Source organism: Candidatus Eisenbacteria bacterium (assembly GCA_035577985.1).
In the GTDB taxonomy this organism is placed as follows: domain Bacteria; phylum Desulfobacterota; class Binatia; order DP-6; family DP-6; genus DATJZY01.
On record DATJZY010000043.1, the window covers coordinates 16,823 to 41,034 of the forward strand.

16 protein-coding genes are annotated in these 24,212 nt (G+C 70.3%); 10 read left to right on the top strand and 6 right to left on the bottom strand.

Annotated elements, in window-relative coordinates:
- Window positions 1–132 precede the first annotated feature (132 nt).
- From VMS22_07230 to VMS22_07265, 8 genes are all read left to right on the top strand, one after another.
- Window positions 133–840: a PTS sugar transporter subunit IIA gene (locus VMS22_07230; protein ID HXJ33820.1), complete on the top strand. Its 708-nt coding sequence runs from the start codon at window positions 133–135 to the stop codon at window positions 838–840.
- Window positions 841–2,823, top strand: a complete 1,983-nt coding sequence (locus tag VMS22_07235; GenBank protein HXJ33821.1) for a proton-conducting transporter membrane subunit — start codon at window positions 841–843, stop codon at window positions 2,821–2,823. It abuts the gene before it with no gap.
- A complete protein-coding gene (locus VMS22_07240) occupies window positions 2,820–3,722 on the top strand; it encodes an NADH-quinone oxidoreductase subunit H (GenBank protein HXJ33822.1) in 903 nt (300 codons plus the stop codon). The genes VMS22_07235 and VMS22_07240 overlap by 4 nt, the downstream gene beginning before the upstream one ends.
- Window positions 3,719–4,375, top strand: coding sequence for a hydrogenase (locus VMS22_07245; GenBank protein HXJ33823.1), 657 nt, complete (start codon window positions 3,719–3,721; stop codon window positions 4,373–4,375). The genes VMS22_07240 and VMS22_07245 overlap by 4 nt, the downstream gene beginning before the upstream one ends.
- Window positions 4,372–5,838: a proton-conducting transporter membrane subunit gene (locus VMS22_07250; protein ID HXJ33824.1), complete on the top strand. Its 1,467-nt coding sequence runs from the start codon at window positions 4,372–4,374 to the stop codon at window positions 5,836–5,838. Before VMS22_07245 ends, VMS22_07250 begins: the two co-directional genes overlap by 4 nt.
- Window positions 5,839–5,840: 2 nt before the next feature.
- Complete coding sequence (locus tag VMS22_07255) at window positions 5,841–7,313, top strand: hydrogenase (GenBank protein HXJ33825.1); 1,473 nt, start codon at window positions 5,841–5,843, stop codon at window positions 7,311–7,313.
- A 9-nt stretch (window positions 7,314–7,322) separates the two neighbouring features.
- Window positions 7,323–8,105 (top strand): NADH-quinone oxidoreductase subunit NuoB, encoded by a 783-nt coding sequence (nuoB, locus tag VMS22_07260; protein ID HXJ33826.1) that lies wholly within the window; start codon window positions 7,323–7,325, stop codon window positions 8,103–8,105.
- 505 nt (window positions 8,106–8,610) lie between these two features.
- Complete coding sequence (locus tag VMS22_07265) at window positions 8,611–16,155, top strand: nuclear transport factor 2 family protein (GenBank protein HXJ33827.1); 7,545 nt, start codon at window positions 8,611–8,613, stop codon at window positions 16,153–16,155.
- A 487-nt stretch (window positions 16,156–16,642) separates the two neighbouring features.
- Here the strand turns inward: VMS22_07265 and VMS22_07270 are convergent, their stop codons facing one another.
- From VMS22_07270 to VMS22_07295, 6 genes are read right to left on the bottom strand one after another with little or no spacing between them, the layout of a single operon-like run.
- The gene (locus VMS22_07270) at window positions 16,643–18,190 is read right to left on the bottom strand and encodes an acetolactate synthase large subunit (protein HXJ33828.1); all 1,548 of its coding nucleotides are present in this window, start codon (window positions 18,188–18,190) and stop codon (window positions 16,643–16,645) included.
- Window positions 18,187–18,942, bottom strand: a complete 756-nt coding sequence (locus VMS22_07275; GenBank protein HXJ33829.1) for a helix-turn-helix domain-containing protein — start codon at window positions 18,940–18,942, stop codon at window positions 18,187–18,189. Before VMS22_07275 ends, VMS22_07270 begins: the two co-directional genes overlap by 4 nt.
- The gene (locus tag VMS22_07280) at window positions 18,842–19,150 is read right to left on the bottom strand and encodes an amidohydrolase family protein (protein ID HXJ33830.1); all 309 of its coding nucleotides are present in this window, start codon (window positions 19,148–19,150) and stop codon (window positions 18,842–18,844) included. Before VMS22_07280 ends, VMS22_07275 begins: the two co-directional genes overlap by 101 nt.
- Window positions 19,147–20,061, bottom strand: a complete 915-nt coding sequence (locus VMS22_07285) for a TIGR03564 family F420-dependent LLM class oxidoreductase (protein HXJ33831.1) — start codon at window positions 20,059–20,061, stop codon at window positions 19,147–19,149. Before VMS22_07285 ends, VMS22_07280 begins: the two co-directional genes overlap by 4 nt.
- A 2-nt stretch (window positions 20,062–20,063) precedes the next feature.
- Entirely contained in the window at window positions 20,064–20,963 is a 900-nt protein-coding gene (locus VMS22_07290; protein ID HXJ33832.1) for a VOC family protein, read from the bottom strand.
- An 18-nt stretch (window positions 20,964–20,981) separates the two neighbouring features.
- Complete coding sequence (locus VMS22_07295) at window positions 20,982–22,151, bottom strand: acyl-CoA dehydrogenase family protein (protein ID HXJ33833.1); 1,170 nt, start codon at window positions 22,149–22,151, stop codon at window positions 20,982–20,984.
- A gap of 227 nt (window positions 22,152–22,378) precedes the next feature.
- On the opposite strand from VMS22_07295, the gene VMS22_07300 reads away from it, so the two are divergent.
- Both VMS22_07300 and VMS22_07305 read left to right on the top strand, forming a co-directional pair.
- Window positions 22,379–23,515 carry an AraC family transcriptional regulator gene (locus tag VMS22_07300; protein HXJ33834.1) on the top strand — a complete coding sequence of 379 codons (1,137 nt, stop codon included), beginning with the start codon at window positions 22,379–22,381 and terminating at the stop codon, window positions 23,513–23,515.
- 102 nt (window positions 23,516–23,617) lie between these two features.
- The gene (locus VMS22_07305; protein ID HXJ33835.1) at window positions 23,618–23,992 is read left to right on the top strand and encodes a hypothetical protein; all 375 of its coding nucleotides are present in this window, start codon (window positions 23,618–23,620) and stop codon (window positions 23,990–23,992) included.
- The last annotated feature ends 220 nt before the right edge of the window (window positions 23,993–24,212 follow it).

Here is a 24,212-nt window from a genome sequence, read left to right on the forward strand (position 1 = left end):
GCGCCCGCCGAAGCCCGCGGTCGACCGCTGGTCAACCATCTGGAGCTCCGTGGGACACAGCAGGACAAATGTGGACGTTGTCGTTGACAAGTCCACGGTCGTCCAATACTGGCAGCAACCGGGAATCCGCTGGTGCAACTCGGCGTCCGCGACGTGTCGAAGCTGCTGAACGTCTCCGAGAAGACGATCTATCGCTGGATCAGCCAGGGCGTCCTGCCGGCCTACCGCATCAACGACCAGTACCGCTTCAACCGCGCGGAGCTCCTCGAGTGGGCGACGTCGCGAAAAATGAACGTCTCGGCCGAAGTGTTCGACGAGCCCGAGAGCAACGCGGCGCCCATTCCGGGGCTCGTCGAGTCGCTTCAGGCGGGCGGGATCGTCTACCGGCTCGGCGGCACGGACAAGGAATCCGTCCTGCGCGCCCTCGTCGAGAACATGCGCCTGCCCGAGGAGGTCGATCGCGACTTCCTGCTCCGCGTGCTGCTCGCCCGCGAGGCGCTGCAATCGACGGGCATCGGCGACGGCATCGCCATCCCGCACGTGCGGAATCCCATCGTCCTCCACGTGTCGCGGCCGATGATCACGCTGTGCTTCCTCGAGAAGCCGATCGACTTCGGCGCCCTGGATGGCAAGCCCGTGCACGTGCTGTTCTCGCTCGTGAGCCCAACGGTGCGGGCGCATCTCCGACTGCTCTCGCGATTGTCGTTCGCGCTCCACGACCCCGTGTTCAAGAAGGCCATCACGCAGCAGGCGTCGCGCGACGAGATCCTCGAGGCCGCGCGGCGCGTCGAGGAGAACCTCGACCACGCATCGGCCGACGGCAAGAAGGGGAAGCGTTGAGTGGCGATCCTGCTTGCAGCCCTCGGCGCTCCGCTCCTCGGCGGGCTCGGTGCGCTGCTGGTGCGGGGCTCGTGGCGGTGGGCGACCGCGTTCGGTGTCGGGGGTGTAGTCCTCGGGAGCCTCGTCGCGCTCGTTCCCACGGTCGCCGCCTTACTCGGGGCGCCGGTGCTGGCACTCAGCCTGCCGTGGGACGTCCCATTCGGCGCGTTCGCCGTCGGACTCGATGCGTTGTCGGCACTCTTCGTCCTCCCTGTTCTGGTCCTCTCCACCGTCGCCGCCGTATACGGGGGCGGGTACCTGCGCGCGCACCACGGCGACGACGAGTCTCCCGGCACGTCGTGGTTCTTCTTCGGCTTGCTCGTCGCGAGCATGGAACTGGTGCTCGTCGCGAGGAACGCCGTCCTCTTCCTCGTCGCGTGGGAGATCATGGCGCTCGCCTCGTTCTTCCTCGTGACGGCCGACGATCGGGACGCGAGCGTTCGCGAAGCGGGCTTCACCTACCTCGTGGCGACGCATCTCGGCACGGCGTTCCTGATCGCGATGTTCGTGCTCCTCGGCGGCGGCGCGGATCCCATGAACTTCGACCACTTCCCCCACGTGACAAACGTCGGAGCGATCGTGCTTCTCGCCCTCGTCGGCTTCGGCACCAAGGCGGGCTTCATGCCACTGCACGTCTGGTTGCCCGAAGCGCACCCGGCGGCCCCGTCGTACGTGTCCGCGGTGATGTCCGGCGTGATGATCAAGACCGGCATCTACGGTCTCGTCCGCGTGCTGACGCTCGTCGGGCCGCTGCCGGGGTGGTGCGGGTGGCTGCTCGTCGCCGTCGGCGCCGCGTCGGGCGTGCTCGGCATCCTCTCCGCGCTCGCGCAGCAGGATGTGAAGCGCATCCTCGCGTACAGCAGCATCGAGAACGTCGGCATCATCACGCTGGCGCTCGGGCTCGGTCTCGTCGGCCTGCGCGCCGGGGCCAACGACGTCGCCGTGCTGAGCTTCGCGGCCGCGTTCCTCCACGTGCTGAACCACGCGGTCACGAAGGGGCTCTTGTTCCTCGGTGTGGGTGCCGTCGTGCAGCAGACGGGCACGCGACGGCTCGATACGCTGGGTGGGTTGCTCCGCCGGCTGCCTCGGACGGGCCTCGCGTGCTTCGTCGGCAGCGCGGCGATCGCGGGGCTGCCGCCGTTCGGTGCGTTCGCGAGCGAGTTCCTGCTCTACGTCGCCGCGTATCGTGCGATATTGGCGCTCAGCGGCGCGCGCGCGCTGCCCGCGGCCGCGACGATCGGGGCGCTCGCCCTCATCGGCGGGCTCGCGGCGGCATGCTTCGCGAAGCTCTTCGGCATCGCGTTTCTCGGCGAGCCGCGGAGCGAGCAAGCGGATCGGGCCCGGGAGCCCGGCCGCGCGATGCAGAGCGGGGTCGTCGTGCTGGCCGCCGGCTGCATCATCCTCGGTGTGGCGTCGCCGCTCGTCGTGCGGAGTCTCGAGCCGGTTCTCACGCAAGTAACGGCGCTGCCGCACGACGCGGTCGACGGCGAGCTCGTCGTCGCGGTGACCGCGCTCTCGGCCGTCGTCGCGTCGTGCGTGGCCTTCGCGATCGTGGCGGGGGGCCTGGCGGCGTTGCGTCGCCGGCTCCTGGCGGGACGCGCCGTCACCGCGGGACCCACGTGGGACTGCGGATACGCCGCCCCGTCGCCGCGCATGCAGTACACGGGGTCGTCGTTCAGCCAGCCGCTCACGACGGTCTTCGCGCGCGTGCTGCGCGTGGAATCGGGCGGCGCGGCCCCGAAGGGCTTCTTCCCGGCGCGGGCGTCGTTCGCGAGCGCGACCCCGGACGTCGCTCGTGAGGGCCTCTATCGCCCCGTGTTCGGCGGCGTCAGGCGCGCGCTCGGGAGCTTGCGCTGGCTCCAGCACGGCGAGGTGCAGCTCTACGTGCTCTATGTCGCGCTCACACTGATCGCGCTCCTCGTGTGGAAGATCGGACCGGGATGAGCGCGCTGCACACGCTCCTCGGTCTCGCGCTCGCGCCGCTGCTGCTCGGCGTGATCAACCGCACGAAGGCGACGATCGGCGGGCGCATCGGGCAACCGTTGCTGCAGCCGTACCACGATCTCGTGAAGCTCCTCCGCAAGGGCGCCGTCTACAGCCACACGACGACATGGGTGTTTCGTTCGGGTCCCCTGGTGGGGCTCGCCGCCGTGCTGATCGCGTTCGGGTTGCTGCCGTTCGCGGGCGCGCCGGCGCTCTGGTCGTTCCCGGGCGACCTCGTCCTGCTCGTTTATCTCCTCGGTGTGATGCGGTTCGTGACCGTCGTCGCCGCGCTCGACACGGGATCGAGCTTCGAAGGCATGGGTGCCAGCCGTGAGGTGACCTTCGCCGCGCTGGCGGAGCCTGCCGTCCTCCTCGGCCTGGCGGCGCTCGCGCGCACGACGGGCACGCTGTCGCTGTCGGCGATGTTCGCCGGCGTGACCACCATGGCATGGATCCACGCCGCGCCGGCGCTCGCGCTCGTCGCCGCGGCGTTCGTGATCGTGTTCCTCGCCGAGAATGGTCGCATTCCGATCGACGATCCCACCACGCATCTCGAGCTCACGATGATCCACGAGGTCATGGTGCTCGACCACGGCGGGCCCGATCTCGCTTTCATCCTCTACGGTGCGGCGCTGAAGCTCTGGCTCCTCGGAAGCCTGCTCGTCGGCGTGGTCGTGCCCGTCCATACGGGGCGCCCGTGGCTCGACACCATGAGCGCCGTCGTCGCGATGTTCGTTCTCGCCGTCGCCACCGGGCTCGTGGAGTCGTCGATGGCGCGGTTGCGCCTGGTGCACGTGCCCCAGCTCCTCGTCGCGGCCGGGGTGCTGGCGACCCTCGCGCTCGTGCTGGTGCTGCGGTGACCACCGCCGTCGACGCGATCCTGGTCGGCGTGATCCTCACGAGCTTCGTGCTGCTCGGCTCGAGCCGCTTCGGGTCCTGCATCCGGGTCGTGGCCCTTCAGGGGGTGCTGCTCGGCGTGTTGACGCTCGCGGCGCGGCAGGACGAGGCGTCGCTTCGAACGACGCTGCTCGCCCTCGCGAGCACTGGGCTGAAGGGCATCGCGTTCCCGTGGTTGCTCGCGCGCGCGCTCCGCGATGCCGAGGTGCGCCGCGAGGTCGAGCCGCTCGTCGGCTATGGGCCATCGGTTCTGATGGGGCTCATGGGGCTCGTCGGCGCGCTCTGGCTCGCGAGCCGCCTTCGGCCGCCGGGTGCTTCGGTCTTGCCATCGCTCGTCGTGCCGGTGGCGCTCTTCACGATGTTCGCCGGCCTGTTTCTCATCGTCGGGCGCCGCCAGGCCCTGATGCAAGTGCTCGGCTACCTCGTGATGGAGAACGGCATCTACGTCTTCGGCGTCGGAGTCGTGCAGGGAACGCCCGTGCTGGTCGAGCTCGGCGTGCTGCTCGACGTGTTCGTCGGCGTGTTCGTCATGGGCATCGCGATGTTCCACATCAGCCGCGAGTTCGATCATATCGATACGGAGCGTTTGCGGGCGCTGAAGGACTGGACGCCGTGATCCTGGCGCTGCTGCTGTCGCCGCTGATTGCGGGCGCATTCGCCTACGTTCTGCGTCCCGACGGCCCGCGGCGAATGCTGCTGGTGGCGACGGCCGTCGGACACGCGTTGCTCACGGGCGCGACCTGGGTGCACGATCCGGCACCCGCATGGGGAGGTTGGCTCGCGCTCGACGCCATGGGCCAGCTCATCCTCAGCATCACGAGTGGGCTCTTCCTCGCGTGCGCCGTCTACGCCGCGGGCTACCTCGGCCGCGAAGGTCATGGCACCCGCACCGACATCGGTGAGGGCTTCCTCTTCGACAACGCGCCCGAGGCGACCTTCACGGCGTGCCTCCTCTTCTTCCTCGCGGCCATGACGCTCGTGACCGTGAGCCAGCGCTTCGGACTGCTCTGGGTCGCGATCGAGGCGACCACGCTCGTGAGTGCGCCCTTGATCTATTTCCACCGCCACCATCGATCCCTCGAAGCGACCTGGAAGTACCTCCTCATCTGCTCGGTCGGAATCGCGATCGCGCTGCTCGGGAACTTCTTCCTCGCGGTCGCGGCTGCGGGTGGTGGAACGCCGCTGCCGCTCGTCGTGCAGGATCTCGTGGGCGGCGCGTCGGGCATCGACAAGACCTGGCTCCAGGCGGCGATGATCCTTTTCCTCGTCGGCTACGGAACCAAGATGGGACTCGCGCCGCTCCACACCTGGTTGCCCGACGCGCACAGCGAGGCGCCGTCGGTCGTGTCGGCGCTCCTCTCGGGGGCGCTCCTCAACTGCGCGTTCCTCGGCATACTCCGCGTGCAGCAGGTCTGCGCCGCGGCGGGCATCGCCGCCTTCGGCCAGGAGCTCCTCGTCGGGTTCGGGCTCCTGTCGATGGCCGTGGCGACCGTGTTCATCCCCGGCCAGAGCGACTACAAGCGTATGCTCGCCTACTCGAGCGTCGAGCACATGGGCGTGCTCGCGCTCGGGGTCGGTGTGGGCGGCATCGGTACCTTTGGCGCGCTTCTCCATGCCGTCGGCCATTCGGCGACCAAGGCGATGCTCTTTCTCACGGCGGGAAACATCCTCACGGCCTACCGGTCGAAGTCGATCCGCGAGGTGCGGGGCGTGCTGCGCGTCCTCCCCGTCACGGGTGGGCTCTGGATGCTCGGGCTCTTCGCAATCACCGGCTCGCCACCGTTCGGTCCCTTCTTGAGCGAGTTCACGATCCTGCGAGCGATGCTCGTTCAGGGCCACTCCGCGGTCGCATTGGGGTTCCTGGCGATGCTCGCCGTGATCTTCGTCGGCATGGCGGGCATCGTCCTCGAGATGGCGCAGGGCGAGCCGGGAATGGACACGGCCGACCGCCCGCGTCGCGAGCCGCTGTCGGCCGTGATGCCGGCGATCGCGCTCGCGGTCGTCGTCCTCGTGATCGGAGTGTACGTGCCGCCGCCGTTGCGGAGCGCGCTCGAACGAGCCGCGCACGCGTTGGATTGAGCATGGCAGACGGGACGTCACTCATCCTGCGCAACAGCGAGCCCGCGCGGGCGGGCGACGTGCCGGTGCTCGACGTCGAGGCCTTCACGACGGGCGTGCTCGATCGAGTGGACCGGGGCGGTCGCGTGGTGACGCTCTTCGGCCACGCGCTCGCCGGAGAGTCCGTGAGGCTCGTGGCGGTGGTCGCCGATGGCGAGGCGGGGACACTGGCGCTGACCGCCACCGACGTCCGCGGCGTCTACCCCGCGCTCACGCCGCGCTGTCCGCAGGTCCACCGCTTCGAGTGCGAGGTCGCCGAGCAGCACGGCGTCCAACCGCTCGGGCATCCCTGGTTGAAACCGGTGCGCGGTGTCGAGCCGTCGACCGGCGCGGCGTTCTTCGCGGTCGGTGGTGACGAGGTGCACGAGGTGGCCGTCGGGCCGGTGCATGCCGGCGTGATCGAGCCCGGCCACTTCCGCTTCCAGTGCCATGGCGAGACCGTGATGCATCTCGAGATCGCGCTCGGCTACCAGCATCGTGGCGTCGAGCGCGCGCTCGTCGGGGGGCCGACGCCGCGCACCATCCACTACATGGAGACGCTCGCCGGCGACACGTCGGTCGGGCATGCGATGGCCCATTGCCAGGCGCTGGAGGCGCTTGCCGGATGTCGCGTGTCGGCACGCAGCGAGGTGCTGCGTGGCATCGCGCTCGAGATCGAGCGCCTCGCCAATCACACGGGTGACCTGGGCGCGCTCGCGGGCGACGTTGGCTACTTGCCCACGGCGTCGTACTGCGGCCGCATTCGCGGCGACTTCCTCAACATGAGCGCGCTCCTCTGCGGGAGTCGCTTCGGGCGTGGGATGGTGCGTCCGGGCGGGGTCGGCTTCGACGTCGACGCCACCCGCGCAGCCGAGCTGGTGGCGCGGCTCGAGAAGGCCGTCGCCGACGTCGGTGAGGCGACACAGCTCCTCTGGGACGAGCCGTCCGTGCAGGCACGCTTCGAGGAGGTCGGGGCGCTCCTGCCCGAAACCGCCGAAGCCCTGGGCATCGTGGGCGTCGCGGCGCGCGCGTGCGGTATCTCGCGCGACGTCCGGCACGAGCTCCCCTCGGGCATCTTCCGCTTCGCCCACATTCCCGTGTCGACGTGGCACACGGGCGACGTCTTCGCGCGTGCCTACGTCCGTTGGCTCGAAATTCAACGCTCGGCCGCGTTCGTCCGGGAGCAGCTGACGGCGCTTCCCGACGGCCCGCTCCGCGCTCCGGTTGGTCGGCTCGCCGCCGACGCGCTCGTCGTGTCGCTGGTCGAAGGGTGGCGCGGCGAGATCTGTCACGTCATCCTCACCGACGCGGAGGGCCGCTTCGCGCGCTACAAGGTCGTCGACCCGTCGTTTCACAACTGGATGGGGCTCGCGATGGCGCTGCGCAACCAGCAGATCTCCGACTTCCCGCTCTGCAACAAGAGCTTCAACCTCTCGTACTGTGGCCACGATTTGTAGAGGAGCCCGATGCTGAAGGCACTTCGCGCGCGCGTGCACCAGGGACGGCGGACGATCTCGTATCCCGACGACGCGCCCGCGCTCCCGGACCGCTTTCGAGGGCTCCCGCGCCTGGACGCCGAACGATGCGGGCCCGACTGCGCGCGCTGCATCGACGCCTGCCCGACCGGCGCGCTCGTGAAGCGCGACGGGCGGCTCGGCCTCGATCTCGGCCGGTGCCTCTTCTGCACCGATTGCGTGGAGGCATGTCCCGAGGGGGCGATCGCCTACGGAGGCGAGTACCGCATGGCGGCGAGGACGCGCGAGGAGCTCGTGCTCGACGGCCCCGCGCTCCCGCTCGTCGCGGCACTCGACGCGGAGACGCGCCGGCTCTTCGGCCGCTCGCTCAAGCTCCGGCAGGTGAGTGCCGGCGGCTGCAACGGCTGCGAGGCCGACGTGAACGTGCTCAACACCGTCGTCTTCGATCTCGGGCGACTCGGCATTCAGTTCGTAGCATCCCCACGCCACGCTGACGGCCTGCTCATCACCGGCCCCGTTACCGAGAACATGCGGCTCGCGCTCCGGAAGACGTACGATGCGGTGCCGGGTCCGAAGATCGTGATCGCCGTCGGCGCATGTGCAATTTCGGGTGGTCCGTACGTCGACCATCCAGAGGTGCACAACGGCGCACACCGAGTCCTGCCCGTGGACCTCTACGTTCCTGGATGCCCACCGCACCCCTACACGATCCTTCATGGTCTGCTTGGCCTCCTGGGACGCATCGACCAGCGCCCCGGTGGCCCTCGCACTTGAGGACGCGCTCGGCCAGATGGCCGATGCAGCCACGGCCGAGACTCTCCACTGGGGAGAGAAAACGCGATCGCAGCTTGGCGGCCATCGATCTCACGGCCGCCGACCTACGCGACATCGACGAGGCCGCCTCGAAGATCCGGATCGAAGGGGCGCGCTACCCGGAGCAACTCAACCGGCTGGTCGGTCGCTGAAAGGCAGCGCGACCACTTCTGATGTCCAGTCTCGGAGACTGGGTGTCGAATCGAACTGGCGTGCGTCGGAGAAGAACCCTCCGGACGCGACATGGACTTCCGTTTCGCCCATTTTCGCTGCTCGACCGGGACCGCTACGGCACCAAGATCGGACGTGTCGACGAAGAACGTCGTGAAGCTCGAGATGTACGACCGCCCGCGGGAACTCGAGCGCGCGATCGGGCGGTTCGTCGACCAGTGCCCTGCCCGTCGGCGGCACTCAGCCCCCCGCTGTTCGCACCCCCTGCTTTCCATATAGTCCTGCAGGTCCGGTCATGACCTGCCCTCTCTGCCAGCACGAGAACCGCTCCGGCGCCAAGTTCTGCGAGGAATGCGCGGCGCCATTGCCGCGCCCCTGTGCGAGCTGCGGTGCCCACCTACGCGCCGCCGCGAAGTTCTGTGACGAGTGCGGCACCGCGACCGGCGCGGCGCCGGTGCCCACGCCCGGCGCCAATGCCGACGGGACGCGCAAGGTGGTCACCGTCGTGTTCGCGGACCTCGCCGGCTCGACCGCCCTGCACGAACGGCTCGACGCCGAGTCGGCCCGCCTCTTCATGGAAGGCTACTACCGCGCGATGCGCGGCGCCGTGGAGCAGAACGGCGGCCGGGTGGCCAAGCTGCTCGGCGACGGTGTCATGGCGGTCTTCGGCCTTCCGCAGGTGGCCGAGGACGATGCCATTCGCGCCGTGCGCGCCGCCGTCGACATGCAGCGCGTGTTCCGCGCGCTCGCCGAACGGCACAGCAATCTCGTCGGCAAGGTCGGCCTGCGCGTCGCGGTCAACACCGGCGAAGTCGTCGCCAAGGACGAAACCGAGCTGATCGGCGACCCGGTCAACGTCGCGGCGCGCCTCCAGGACCAGGCGCGCGACGGCGACGTCGTGATCGGCGAATCCACGCGGCGCCTCGTCGCCACCCTCGTGACCCTGGAATCGCTCGGAAGCCTGATCCTCAAGGGCCGCGACGAACCCGTGCGCGCCTACCGCGTCGTGTCGCTGGAGAAGCCGGCGATCGCGACGACCGCGGCGTTCGTCGGCCGCGACGACGAGGTCGGGCGGCTCGGCGCCGTGTACGACGCCGCGGTCGCGACTCCGGCTGCGCGGCTCGCCGTGCTGCTGGGCTCCCCCGGGCTCGGCAAGTCGCGCCTCATCGACGAGTTCGCGCGCCGCCACGCGGAGACGGCGAAGATCCTCGTCGCGCACTGCGATGCCGCCGGCGGCGCCACGTTCGCGCCGCTCGCCAAGGCCATCCGGGCGGTCCTCGGCCTCGACGACGGCGCCACCGGCGAGCCGGCCCGCGCCGCGATCGCCGCCGCCCTCCCGTCCACCACCGACGACGCCGAGCGAGCACGCGTTGCCGGGGGCGTGGCGGCGCTCCTCGGCGGGTCACCCACGTCGCCCGAGGAGACGTTCTTCGTCGTGCGGCGGTTCCTTTCGGGTCTCGCCGCCGCGAGCCCCGTGATCCTGGTGATCGACGACCTGCACTGGGCGGAGCCGCTCCTCCTCGACCTGGTGGAGCACCTGGTGCAGTGGGGCGCCGGCGTGCCGCTCTTCGTGCTGGTCGGCGCGCGGCCGGAGCTGCGCGATCTCCGTTCCACGCTCGCGACGCCCGGCGGCCTCGTCGCCGACGTGGTGACGCTCGGCGGTCTCGACGCCGGCGCGGCGATGCGGCTCGCGGCGAACGTGATCGGAGCCGTAGACCTGCCGTCGGCGGTCGCGGTCAAGGTGCTCGCCGCGAGCGAGGGCAACCCGCTCTTCGTGGGCGAGCTGGTGCGCATGCTGGTGCAGGAAGGCGCGCTCACGAAGGAGGGCAACCGCTGGACGATCGGCGCCGGGCTGGCCGCGCTGGAGATGCCCCCCACCATCCACGCGCTGCTCGCCGCACGCATCGAGCGCTTGCGGCCCGAAGACCGGACCGTGCTCGAGCGCGCCGCGGTCGTCGGCCGCCACTTCTCGCGGAGCGCCGTCGCGGCGCTGCTGGGGCGCAACGGCAGCGAGCTCGACACGCGCCTCGAGTCGCTCCGCCGGAGCGAGCTCATCGAGCGCGACACGGGCTGGCTCCTCGGCGAGCCAGCGTTGCGCTTCCATCATGTTCTGATCCGCGACGCGGCGTATCGGCGCCTGCTCAAGGGGACGCGCGCCGAGCTGCACGAGCGGCTCGCCGACTGGATCGAGGCGCGGGTCGGCGACGCGCCCGAGCACGACGAGACGATCGGCTGGCACCTGGAGCAGGCACACCAGCACCTCCGTGAGCTGGGCTCGCTCGACGAGCGCAGCCACCGTCTCGGCGAGCGGGCGTCGCAACGGCTGGCCGCCGCCGGCCGGCGGGCGCTCGCCCGCGACGATGTCCCGCTCGCGGCGAGCCTCCTCGGGCGCGCCATCGATCGGCTCGCGCCGGACGCTCCCGAGCGAGCCGACCTGGCGCTCGACTGGTGCGAGGCCCTCTTGTCCGCCAGCGACGTGGGCCCGGCCGGAGCTGCCATCGACGAGCTCGGCCGCGGCGCCGGCGACTCCGCCCGGCTGCGCGCCTGGCACACGTGCTTCTCGGGCCAGCTCACCGTGCTCACCGCGCCGGAGGCGCTGCAGGCGACCGCCGATCGCGTCGGCGCCGCGGCGCGGGATCTGGCGGCGGTCGGTGATGCCGCCGGCGAAGCGAAGGCGCACTTCGTCCATGCGCAGGCGCTCGCGCGCCTCGGGAAGGTCGGCGCCTGCGAGGCGGCGCTCGATCTGGCGCTCGCCGCCGCCCGTCGTGCGGGCGATCGGCGCCGCGCGAATGCGGTCCTGGCGGGGGCACCGCTCGCGGCGCTCTGGGGACCGAGCCCGGTGACGCGCGCGAGCGGCCGCTGCCTCGACGTGGTGCGCGTGCTGCGGATCACGCAGGGGGCGCCGGCGGTCGAGGCCGTGGCGCTGAGTTGTCAGGGCGTGCTCGAGGCGCTCCGCGGGCGTACCGACGCGGCCCGGCGCATGATCGGGTCGGCGCGCTCGATGGTGGAGGAGCTCGGCATCGCGCACCGGCTCTTCGAGGCCGACGCGTTCGCCGGGCGGATCGATCTCCTCGAGGGCGACGCGGCGGCCGCCGAGCGCTCGCTCCGTGTCGCATACGATGGACTGCGCGACCTCGGGCTCGGGATCGACGCGGCCCGCGCGGCGGCGTTGCTCGCGCGCGCGCTCCTCGCGCAAGGGCGGATCGCCGAAGCGGAGGCGCTCTCGCGCGAGAGCGAGGCGCTCGCCGGCGACGATCTCCAGGCCGCGATCGCCTGGCGCGGAGCGCGCGCCGAGGCGTTGGCGAAGCGCGGCGACCACGACGACGCCATCTCGCTGGCGCAGGCCGCCGTGACCATCGCCGCCGCGACCGACGCGCTCCTCGATCACGCCGACGCGCGCGTGGCGCTCGCGGCGGCGCTGCGCGCGGCCGGACGTGGCGCCGAGGCCGACGGCGAGGAGCGTCGGGCGATCGAGCTCTGGGTGGCGAAGGGCGCGACGGTGCTCGCCGAGCGCGTGCGGAAGGAGGGAGCGGAGGTACCGCCGCTTCCCGGGGAATCCAAGTCCCGCGTCGGGCCTGCGCCGGCAGCGCGCCGGGACGTGCGCTCGAACGCCGCGACCGCGTGGCAGGCCCGCTTCGATGCTGCCCTGGCGGAGCGCGATTTCGACGCGCTCCTGGCGCTCCTGAGCGAGGACTACCAGGAGACCGATCACCCGACCGGGTCCTGCTACGGACGCGCGGAGGCGTTGGGCTCGCTCCAGCGCCTGTTCCGCTCGCGCGATCCGGTCTACCGCGAGGAGCCGTTCGCGACGCTCGGCGACGCCTTGTGCCTGCGGCGAAGGCTGGTGCGGGCGAGCGGCGCAGCCGGCAGGCGCTACGACGTCGGCGCATACGAGAACGAGGCGATCTCGCTGGTGGAGGTCGACGATCGCGGCCTGGCGCGGCGTCAGGAGGTCTTTGCCGTCAATCAACTCGGCGACGCTGTCGAGCGCTTGTACGAGCGCCACGCCGAGCTGCTGCCCGACGGCCCGGCGCGCGACCGCACGGCGGCGACGGCGCGCGCGATGGGTACGACGAGCCGTGCGGTGAGCGGTCTCGATCGCTGGGCGGCCGTGCTCGCCACCGACTTCGAGTCGATCGATCACCGGCGGCTCGGAACCTGGTCGGTCCGGGGCGCCGCCGCGTTCCTCGAACACCTCCGCGCCCTGCGGGAGGTCGCCAGCGAGATCGTGTTCCGGCACCTCGCGGTTCTGGCGGTCGAGCCGAACGCCATGCTCGTCGAGAACATGCACTCCGGCAACGAGCGCCTCGGCGGCGGCGCCTACGAGCGGCTCTTTCTCGTGTGCTTCGCCACCGACGTCGAGGGGCGGCTCGCGCGTGCGGAGTGGTTCGACGCCGATGACGGAGCCGAGGCGCTCGCGCGCTTCGATGCGCTGGTCGCCGGTGCGGTGCCGAAGCGATCCGCCCGCCTCGTGCGTGCGAATGCCGCCGTGCGCAACGCGGAGCACCTCTGCGCCGCAGTCGAGACGCGCGACGAGGCGGCCCTGCTCGCCACCCACGCCGAGCCGATTGAAGTGATCCACCACCCGACCGGCGCGACGTATGGAGCGCCCGAGCTGCTCGCCATGTTTCGCGGGCTCTGGCGGGCTCGGAACGCCAGGTTCGCGCAGGAACCCCTCGGGACGCTCGGCGACTCGCTCGCGCTCCTGCGCCGTTCGTATACCCACGACGGCGTCGACTCGAAGTTCGGCTCCGTCGGACCCGTCGAGGCCGACTACTTCGTGGTCTTCGAGGTGGACCAGCGCGGACAGATGAAGCGGAGCGAAGTCTTCGCCGACGACCGCCTCGGCGAAGCCGTCGTGCGCCTCTACGAACGCTACGCCGAGCTGCTGCCTCCCGGCCCGGCACGAACCCGCGCCGCCGGCACGGCCCGCGCGGTCGCGGCGTTCCATCGCTCCGGCTCCGATCGAGATGGCTTCCTGGCCGCGTTCGCGCCGGGGATCGTCGCCATCGATCACCGCACCGTCGGGTTCGGGGAGTTGCACGGCCGGGACGCTCTGGTCATCGCGATACGCGCGTTCCACGACCTCTCGGACGACATCGGGATACGCTACGACGACGTGCTCGCGCTCTCGGAGCACGCGGCCCTCATCCGCGCGACCCAGTTCGGACGCGCCCGCGCGAGCGGCGGCACGTGGGAGCGCCCGATGTGCACGCTGCGCGTCCACGACGCCGAGGGCCTCGTCGTACGCTGGGAGATCTTCGAAGCCGAGCAAGAGGCCCAGGCGCTCGCACGCTACGACGCGCTCGCCGGGAGCGCCGACCAGGTGTCGTCGGTGTCGGAGCACCCGTTCGCCAACGCCGCGTCGCGCGCGTGGTTGGCCGTCATCGATGCCTGGGGACGGCGCGACGCCGATGGCTTCGCAGCGCTCCAGTCGCACCTGCTCCGCTATCGAGACCATCGGCGCCTGTTGCATCTCGATCTCGATCGCGAGCAGTTCCTCGACTTCACCCGCCCGACGCTCGACATGGCGGTGGGCGGCTCCGTCGAGCTGCTCGCGACGCGCGGCGAGCGACTCGCGCTCAAGCGCTTCACCATGGACATGGCCGAGGATGCGGTCGGCCCGAGCGCGATCGACTCGCTCCTCTTGATCGAGACGGACGAGCGCGGCGACATCGTCGCGTACGATCGATTCGACCCGGACGACGTCGACGCCGCCTGGGCCGAGCTCGGCGCGCGCTGGGTCGCGGGTGAGGCGGCGGCGCACGGGACCACGGCCGGTGCCCTTCGCTCCATGGGCGACGCGGTCGCGAGGCGCGACTGGGATGCCTACGCCGCGACCTTCGCCCCGGACGTCGGTTTCCACGATCACCGCCTGCTCGGCTGGGGGACGACGCTCGGCGACGCGGCGACGCTCGTGCGAGCGCAACAAGCACTGGTCGAGCTCGCTCCCGACGTCCGCTACCGCCTCGATCACCTCCGCCTCTCGGGCCGCATCCATCTGTACCAGGGAGCGCAGGTGGGCACGCGTGACGGTGGCCCGTTCGAGTCGCCGTTCATCAGCGTCGGGGAGCACGACGAGGCGGGCCGGCTGGTGCACTGGGACATGTACGACGTCGACCAGCTCGACCAGGCCCGCGCGCGCTTCGAGGCTCTCGCGGCCGCGGATCCGCTGGCGGAGATCGTCAGTCCCAACGCGGCAGTCTCGATGCTGGAACGCTGGCAGGCGGCGTTCGACGCAGCCGTCGCGTCGGACGATTGGGACGCCATGCGTGACGTCTGCACGCCGGGGATGATCTTCGACGACCGGCGCCGCCTGGCACTGCTCTCGGGCGACCGGGACCTGATGATCGCGTCCGCTCGCGAGCGGGTACGAAACGGTGGCCGAGTCGAAAACCGGCTCGTGGGAATGGCTGGGGATCGCGTCGCCGTCACGCGCGCGCTCTGGTCCGGCGGTCCCCCCGAGGGCCGCTGGGAGGTCGAATATCTCGGTGTCGTCGAGATCGACGAGGCGGGGAGGATCGTGGCCATGATCTTCTTCGATCTCGCCGACGCCCGCGCCGCGCAGCGCGAGGCGTGGGCGCGCTGGGCGGCGATCGATCCCGCCGCGGCGCCGTGGGTGGCGGTCATCGGGGCTGCCGTCGAAAGCTTCGACGCGCAGGACTGGAAGCGTCTGAGGACGCTCTTCGCCGACGACGTCATCGTCGACGATCACCGCCGGACCGGCTTCGGCCGGATCGAAGGCGCCGACGCGTACCTTTCGACCGTCGCGGTATTGTGGGATCTCGCGCCCGACCAGCGCGTGGAACTCGGCTGGTTCTGGCCGGCGGTCGAGCGCCATGGGGTGATCACCAGGGGCCGCCGCTTCGGCTCCCTTGCCGACGGCGGCGCCTTCGAGAGCGAGTATCTTTGGCTCAGCACCGCGACGGGCGGCCGGATCACGCGCCTCGACCTGTTCGAGGGCGAAGACCTCGATAGGGCAAAAGCCCGCCTGGAGGAGCTGCGGCCCGATCCCCTGCGCATCCCGCCGAACGCGGTGACGCGCACCTGGGACCGTTGGTGGGGTGCCGTGGCGGCCAACGATCGTGACGCCATTCGCGGGCTGTACGCCCCCACCTATCGGTTCGATGATCGGCGGCGCTTGTTCCGCATGTCCGCGGATCTCGGCCAGACGTTGACCGGGGACCACCTCATCGTGGACGACGGGTGGCGGCCGGTGCGCACGCTGCTCGCGACCGCGGGCGATCGCCTCGCGCTGCAGCACATTCTGTGGACGACGGGCGAAGCCGGCGCCACCTCGGAGATCGAAACGCTGATGGTGAGCGAGGTCGATCGCGACGGTCGCTTCGTCCACGGCGCCGCATTCGATCCCGACGACCGTGCCGCCGCGAGCGCGGAGCTCTTCGAGCGTTACGTCGCGAGCGGCGACGACGGGGTCCCGTCGAACGTCATCGCGATCACACGCGCGTGGAACGCTCACGACCTCGAGCGGCTGCGCGCGCTGCTCCCGGCCGATTTCTACCTCGACGACCGCCGCCGCACCGGCGTCGGCCGCCTCGAGGGCGTCGACGCCTACATCGACTCGCTCGCCGCGGTGTGGGACCTGAGCCGCGACCTCAGGATCGAGATGCTCCGCCTCATCGGCACGGCGCCGCACGGCATCCTCTGGGTCAACCGCTGGTCCGGCACCAACGCCGAGGGCGGCAACTTCGACGCCGTCTACGTCTGCATCGGGCTCCTCCGGGGCGACGAGTCCGCCGGTATGGAGATCTTCGAGCTCGACGACTTCGAGCTGGCCCGCGCGCGGTTCGCGGAGCTCTCCGCCGGTCCGAAATTCTGATCCGCGCGCCTTAGACCGGCCGCTCGCCGGCGACCGTCGAGCGATAGAGCTCGCGCCGATGGCCGTCGTAGTCGTCGAACGCTCCGCGATCTGCGATCGCGTCGGTTTCCACGAGTTTCACTGCTCAACCGGCACCACGGCTGGGCAACGCCGGACGGCGCGAAAACCACCCGCGCAATTGCACGAACCTCGGCAGCACGGCACCACGGTCTTCGTCGACGATCGACTCGTGCCGTATGCCGATCAGTGGCCCTAGCTGGCGGCCGTACCACGGATCGCGCGCGCGACAATCGAAGCGATCGCCGAGGATGCAACCGCACGCGGACAGATCGTCGGCCTACGCATCGCGCCGACTGGTGAGGATGGAGCCGAGGCGCCGTGGGAGACGCCGCCGTCCAAGCGCCGGCGCTCCGTCCCGATTACGGCTCGCTGCCCAGCGAGGTTCGTGCCGTGCTCGTCCAATCTCCTGTTCCGCCTGGCGCGGGATTCACGCCAGCACCGCCTCGATCAGGTGCGGGCCGGGTTCGGCGTACGCGCGCTCCAATGCGCGCACCAGCCCGTCCGCGTCGTTCGCCCGGATTCCGGGGACGCCCATTCCGGCGGCGAGCTGCACCCAGTCGATGTCCGGGCCGGTCAATTCCGTCAGGCTGCGCGCCGCTCGCCCGGTGCGGGACACCCCTGCGCGCTGCAGCTCGATCTGCAGGATGCGGTAGGCGCGGTTCGCACAGACAATGGTCGTCACGTCGAGCGACTCGCGGGCCTGCGTCCACAGCGCCTGCATCGTATACAGTCCGCTGCCATCGGCCTGGAACGCGACGACGCGTCGGTCGGGGCACGCGATCGCCGCGCCAGTCGCACACGGCAACCCCTGGCCGATGGCGCCGCCGGTCAACGTGAGCCAGCTGTGCGGCGCCGCGGATGCGAGGGCCGGGTACAGAAACACCGACGCCGTCGCGCCTTCGTCGACCAGGATCGCGTGCTCCGGCATCGTCGCCGCCACAGCCGCGGCGAGCGCAGCACCATCGAGCTTGCCGGACGGTCTCGGCGGCAGCTCGAATGGAGCCAGCGATCCGCGATCGACCGGCGCACCGAGCCCGGTCGCGACGGACGCAAGCGCAGCCACGACGTCCTCTTCTGCGGTCGCGAGACACACCACCTCGACGTCCTCGGGCAGCATCCGGCTTCGCGCGCCGGGCCACCCGAACAAGGCGACCGGCGGCGGCGCGCCCACGACCACGACGCACGTCGTTCGGCCGAGCGTGTGGGCCACCTGCTCCGGAAAGTACGGGAAGCGCTCGGCGGATGGCGTGCCGGCGCCGCGCTCCATGCGTCCCGGGAACGTTTCGACGAACAGCCGGCAACCGCTCGCCGCGACGATCCGCGCCGCGTGCGAGAGCGGGACAGCCGCGCACGCCGGGCCGCCGACGTAGAGGGCCGTCGACGCTCCTCGGCGAAGGCGCTCTACGGCGGCCGCGGCACGCAACCCATCCGGTGGCGGCGGCGCAGTCGACTTCGACACGCGGGCCGGTGCGCCGGCGGCTGCGCTCTGCAGGTCCGCCGGCACGATGAGGGTGGCGACGTTCCCAGGCGGAGCCGTCGCCGCCGCGAGCGCGTCGGCGCAGTCGGCGGCCACGGCGCCCGCGCTCCTGCTGGTGCGGACCCATGCCGACATCGGCGCTGCCAGCGCTTCGATGTCGCATTCCAGGGCGGAATCGGCGCCGAGGTGCCAGGTCGCATGCTCCCCCACCACGTTCAGCACCGGCGAGCGGGCGCGGCGCGCGTTGTGTAGATTGGCGAGCCCGTTGGCGAGGCCCGGGCCGAGGTGGAGCAACGTCATCGCCGGTCGTCCTGCCATGCGGGCGAAGCCGTCCGCGGCGCCGGTGCAGACGCCCTCGAAGAGACCGAGCACGGCGCGGATACCCGGGACGGCGTCGAGGGCAGCCACCAGCGGCATCTCGCTCGTTCCTGGATTCGCGAAGCACGTGTCGACGCCGAAGGCGCGTGCCGTGACGACCAGGCTCTCCGCGGCGTTCATCGCCTGCCTCCACGATCGGTGGTGTTCATCTCGCGCGCCAGGGCCGTGAGCGCGCGACGGAGCAGGCCGAACGAACGGCGAACGTCGGCCTGCCCGGGATCGATGTGCTGGGCGACGAACGCGCCGTCGGCGACCACGAGGACGAGTCGCGCGAACTCGTCAGCGATCCCGTGCACGTCTCGCAGGTTCAACGGCTCGAGCATGACGACCATCATCTTCCGGATGCGCTCGAGCGCGAGGTCCCTCACGCGTCGGATGACGGTGAGCGACGCGGCATCGACGTCGCGCCGCTCCAGTGCAATGAGCAGCAAGAGCCGAAGGAACTCCGGGTGCGACTCCAGCGACGCGTCCACGGCCTCGAAGAGCGCTGCGATCCGCTGGGCTGGGTCCTTCGGGAGGCCATCGATGCGCGGAAGCGCATCGAACCAGCGCCGAGCGCCTTCTTCGACCACCGCCGCGAGCAGTGTTTCCTTGCTGTCGAAGTGCCAGTAGATCGAGCCCGACGGCAACCCCGAGCGCTGGCTCACCGCCGCGATGCTGGTGCCCGCGAACCCGCGCTCGGCCATTAGCGTTGCGGCGGCATCGACGATCCTCCGGCGCGACTCGGCCCCGAGCTCTTGCCGTCGGGACAGTTTCCGCACGGCGTTTGCCTCACTCACGTCGATACCCTCCGACGCGGTCGCGGAGCGTCGGCAGGAGCGAGAGCGCGTTGTCACGCTCGATTGCGCGGCGGGCGGCTTCGTCGAAAGCATCGTACCGTGCCAGCCCTGTGACGCTCAGATGGGTGACCGGCTCGGGTGCAAACGGGACGTCGGACCCGAAGAGGATCTGTGTCGGCGGAACAAGCTCGCAGAGCGAGCGCAGCGCATGCGGGTTGGCCGAGAGCGCCGGCGCCGGCACCGACAGGTAGTCCGGCGGCAGGATGTGATGATGGACGCCGATGCGGTATGGCGCGGTCACTGATTCTTCTCCGCGCAGAGCCCGCGGAGGAACGCGCGCGTGCGCTCGAATTCCCCGGGCGTCGCGCACAGAGCATTGACACGCAGGTCGGTCGCGCCGGCGATCTCGAACGCCGCAATGCGCCTTCGCACTTCGTCTTCCGTCCCCACCGCGAGAAGCCCCTCGGGGCCGGCGAGACCTTCGCGTGCAAGGGTGGCGCGATACGCGGGGAGAACGCCGTAGAGCTTGAGCCGCTCTGCGGCCACGGCGCGTGCGCGGTCGGGAGCGTCGGTCACGCATACCGGAATTCCGGCGAGGATTCTCGGCGATGAGCGACCGGCACGAGCCGCTGCTTCCCCGAGGCGCGGCGCGACGTAGTCGGTCACGGTGCGCGGTCCCACCATCCAGAGCGTCACCCCGTCGGCTTCCTGGCCCGCCAGGTCGAGCATCTTCTCGCCGAGTGCGGCCACGAGGATGGGGCATGGTGGCGCTTCGATCGAGAGGCGGCCGCGGACGACGACCTCCTTGCCTTCGAGCGACACGGCGTCGCCAGCGAGCAGGCCCTTCAAGGCGAGCAACGTCTCCCTCACGCGCGTGAAGGCTCGCGCGTAGCGTTCGCCGAACATGCCCTCGACGAGGACCTGATGAGAGGCGCCGATGCCGAGGACGAGGCGACCGCCCGTCGCCGCTTGCGCCGTGAGCGCCTGCGCCGCGAGCGTGATCGGGTGGCGTCCGTAGACGGGCACGATGGACGTGCCGAGCTCGATGCCCGGCGCGTCGGCCGCCACGGCCGCGAGCGCCGTCAGCGCATCGGGGCCGCTGATCTGCGAGAGCCAGAAGCTCGCAAAGCCGTCCGCGGCGGCGCGCCGCGCTTCGTCACGGATCGACTCCAGGCGCGTGTGATGGCCGCCGCCGTTCCAGCCGATCCGCACGATCAGGCTCCGCGCGACGGCAGCGTGGCGGGCATGTGATGGCCCCAGACGCTCATCCGATCGTAGCGATCCACCTTCCACGTCGCGTCGTCGATCTTGCGACCGCCCCAGCCGAACTCGACGTCGAAGCCGGACGGCGTCCGCGCGTAGAACGAGAACATGCGATCGTTCGGGTGCACGCCGAGCGTGTTCGCGATCTCGATGCCGGCCTTGAGACAACGGTCGTACGCGTGGCCGACGTCGTCCATGGCACCCACCTCGAGCATGAAGTGATGCACCCGCTTCGGCATCGGCGCAGCGGCGAACGCCACCGTATGGTGCCGCGAATTCGCGTGGAGGAACGTGATGAGCAGCGAGAACCCGGGCGCCATCTCGACCTCGATCCGATCGGAGAGCCGCATGCCGAGGAGCTCGCAGTAGAACCGCTCGGTCGCCTGCGGATCCATGGCGGCGAACACCACGTGGCCGAGGCCCTCGTCACCGGTGACGAACCCGGAGGGGACGAGCGAGGACCGGAAGGGATCTGGCGCCCGCTCGGGCCCGTGGAACAGCTCGATCGGCACGCCGTTCGGATCCTCGACGCGCAGCACGCGCTTCACGCGGCGTGCGCGCGCGACGTCGTCGCCCGGGTCCTTCGCCGGGAATCCGGCCTGGTTCAGCGTTTCGGACAAGCGGCGCAGCGTCGCCTCGTCGTCAACCTCGAACCCGGCGTACGCGAGATCGTCGGCAGAGCCCGGATGGACGACGATGCGCTGCGCCTGGTCGTCGATCCGGAAGGCGACGCTGCCGTCCGATCGTCGGTCGGACACGACGAGGCCCAGTGCGTCGACCGCGAACCGCTCCCAGGCGGCGACGTCGCCGACCTCGAAGCCGAGGTATCCGAGGCGTGAGATTGCCTCCATCGATCGTCTCCTTCGTCCCTAGAGGAAGAGCTCGGGCGGCGTGCCGCCCGGATGGAGCTCGGCGTAGCCGAACACCTGCGACGCCTTGTCCGGGTTGTTGAGCGCGTGTGCCCGCATCGCGTGGACGTCGCGGAAGTAGCGTTGCATCGGGTTGTCGAGAAAGAGGGCCCGCCCCCCGCTCGCTTCGAAGAGCAGGTCCACCGCCCGCACTCCCCGGAGCACGATGTTGGCGGCGCTCCATCGCGCCCGCGCACGCGCCGACAGCGGGATGGTTTCACCAGCCTCGGCCTGCGCGCACATCCGATTCCAGGTGTCCTGCACGTCGGCTTCGGCCGCGGCGATCTCGACGGCCGCTTCGGACAAGCGTCGCTGCGCGAAGGGGTCATCGGCGACCTTCGAGCCGTCGTACGCCGCCACCTTCGCCTGCATGTACGAGCGATACGCGTCGAGCGCACCCCGTGCCGCGCCGATCGCCGGCACGGCGATGGCGAACGCGAACAGACAACCGAACGGCAAGCGGAAGAGCGGTGCCGTGTTCACGGCCTGGCCGGGATTCTGGAACATGTATGCGTCGGCGAACCGATGCGTGCGATGCTCGGGGACAAAGGCGCCGTCGACGACGATGTCCTTGCTGCCCGTGCCCGCGAGGCCCGCGACGTGCCAGTTGTCGATGATGCGATAATCCGACCGCGGCAGCAGGAACGTCCGCATGTCGGGGATCGGGCCGTCGCCCGGAGCGATGCCCCCGAGGAACACCCACTGGCAGTGGTCGCAGCCGCTCGAGAACGACCAGCGGCCGGAGAGCCGGAAGCCGCCGTCCACGCGCTCGACCTTGCCGGTCGGCGCGTACGACGAGCTGATGAGGACGCTGGTGTCCTTCCCCCAGACGTCGCGCTGGGCTTGCTCCGGGAAGAGCCCGAGCTGCCAGTTATGGATCCCGACGACGCTGAGAAACCAGGCGCTCGACGGGCACGCGGCGGCCACCGCCGCGACGGCCTCGAAGAACGTGAGCGGGCTCAGCTCGAACCCGCCCCATCGGCGCGGCTGCAGCGCGCGCAGAAGGCCGGATCGCTGATAGCTCTCGAGGGTCTCATCGGGGAGCCGGCGCAGGGACTCGCATTCCGCCGCTCGGCCTCCAATGGCCTGCAACAACTGACGGGCGCTTCGAAGACACGTCTGGTCGTCCATTTTTTCCTCTCGGTCGATCGTTCTAGATCGAACGACCGAGAATTGGCAGGTACGCCGAGCGAAGTCAAGAGGCAGACCGGGTGGTCGGACCATGTCGAGCAGCAGTCCGGAGTTTGCAGAACTGAGACGTCGACTGGGGAAACCGAGATCAAGAGTCGGAATCGGAGCGAACTGGATGAGCTTTCGGACAAGCATGGCTTTTGCTGAATAGGAGTGACCACCGCCCGATGACGTCCGCCGCCCTCACTCGCGCCGGCACGATCTCGCCCATCGTCTCCTTCCTTGATCGTGCCGGGATTTCGGTAGACCGCGTTCTCGCGAGGGCCCAATTGCCCGCCTGGATCACCGCGGAGAGCGAGGCGTTAATCCCGGCGACCAGCACCGTGCGTCTCTTCGAGGCAGCATTACAGGACACGGACATTCCGAACCTCGGGCTGACCGCGGGTGAGGAGTGTACCATCGACGCCTTGGGCGTCTTCGGCCGTCTAATCCGCAGCGCGCCGACCCTAGGCGCCGCGCTGAAGACGGCCGTCCGGTTTCATAGGATGATCACTTCGAATCGGCCGCTGTGGCTCCGTCCACGGGGGGACCGAGTGGAGTTCTGCATGACCGTTGAGGACCGTTTCGATCCGCGGGACGGCGCCTGGCAGCAGGACAATCACTTCTGCCTCGGGCTGATAATCTCGGTCGTGCGGGGCGCGGCGGGCCCGAGCTGGCGCCCCGCCGAGGTGCACCTCCAGACCGATGAGGCTCCCGGACTGCGAGACGCCGAGTCGCTCGCCTCCGCCCGTGTCGCATTCCGGCAGCCCGAAACGATGGTCGCCATTCCCCGTGCGCTGCTCGCCACGCGGCTCCCGCCCTTTCCGCCGGCCGAGATACCGACGGACGTCGAGGACTGGAAGGCGTCCGTGCCGGCCCCCGACTTCGTCGGGTCCATAAGACAGGCGGTCGAGACGCTGTCCTACGGAGAGAACTATCCGAGCGTCCGGCAGACCGCGGACTTCGTCGGCATGAGTGTTCGTACGCTCCAGCGCGGTCTCGCAGCGGGCGGGGTCAGCCACGAGGTCCTCGTCGCCCAGACGCGGTTCGCGACCGCCGCCGCCGTGCTCGAGCGGACGCAGGCCAAGATCCTGGACCTCGCGCTCGACCTCGGGTACTCCGACCACGCCAACTTCACTCGCGCTTTCCGGCGATGGGCGGGATGCTCGCCGCAGGAGTATCGATCGACCCGCGAGCGGTGGCGGCACGTCGGGAATCGCGCGCGAGCGGCACGGAAGCCGCGCCCCCTGACCGTTCGGACGTGCACGGGCACGAGCGGACCGCGCTCGCCACTCGCTGCGCCAGCTCACCCACGGCATGGCTGAGCGCGGCCACGATTTTGCCATTGGCGCGTCGCGTTCATGGCTGTGGGGTCGAGGTGCGGTGCATCGCGCGCTCCTGCGGCATACAAGTGTGAGGCGCATCCCATGACAGAAACGCCAGAGAGCCTCGTGCGGAACGGCCAGGGCGAAATTCTTCCGGCGCAAGTCCCGAACCCGTCCATGGCGCAGCTGGAGCCGGTGAAGCGGCTGATGCTCGCCGTGCTCGAATGCGCCGTGAACGACTTCCAGACGTATACCACCGTGCCGACCGGACGCGGCAGGCGGCTCTTTACCGAGGTCGACGCATGGTTCCGTTCTTCGACAGACGGCCCGTTCGATTTCGAGACGATTTGCCAGGCGACTGACCTCGATCCCGATTTCATCCGGAAGGGTCTGCGCTCCTCGTACGCAGCATGGTGTCGGCAGCCGTCGATCAGCATGGCACCAAAGGCCAAGATCGCGGCCTCCTCCGCTCGCTAGTCGAGGCCACGCGAACGGTTTCCGTCGGACTGGCGGCTTTGCCCGTCGACGCCAGGCCTCGACGCGCGTCATCAGCTCGGTCACGCGGATACCGCGCGCCGGAAGCGCTCTAGTGACAGTGTTTCGCGAAACTGGCGCGAATGGACAAGAGCGGGAGGCGGTCAACCACGTAATCCACAGCATAGGTCCGCACGCACAGCGCCCTGCGGGAGATACGGTG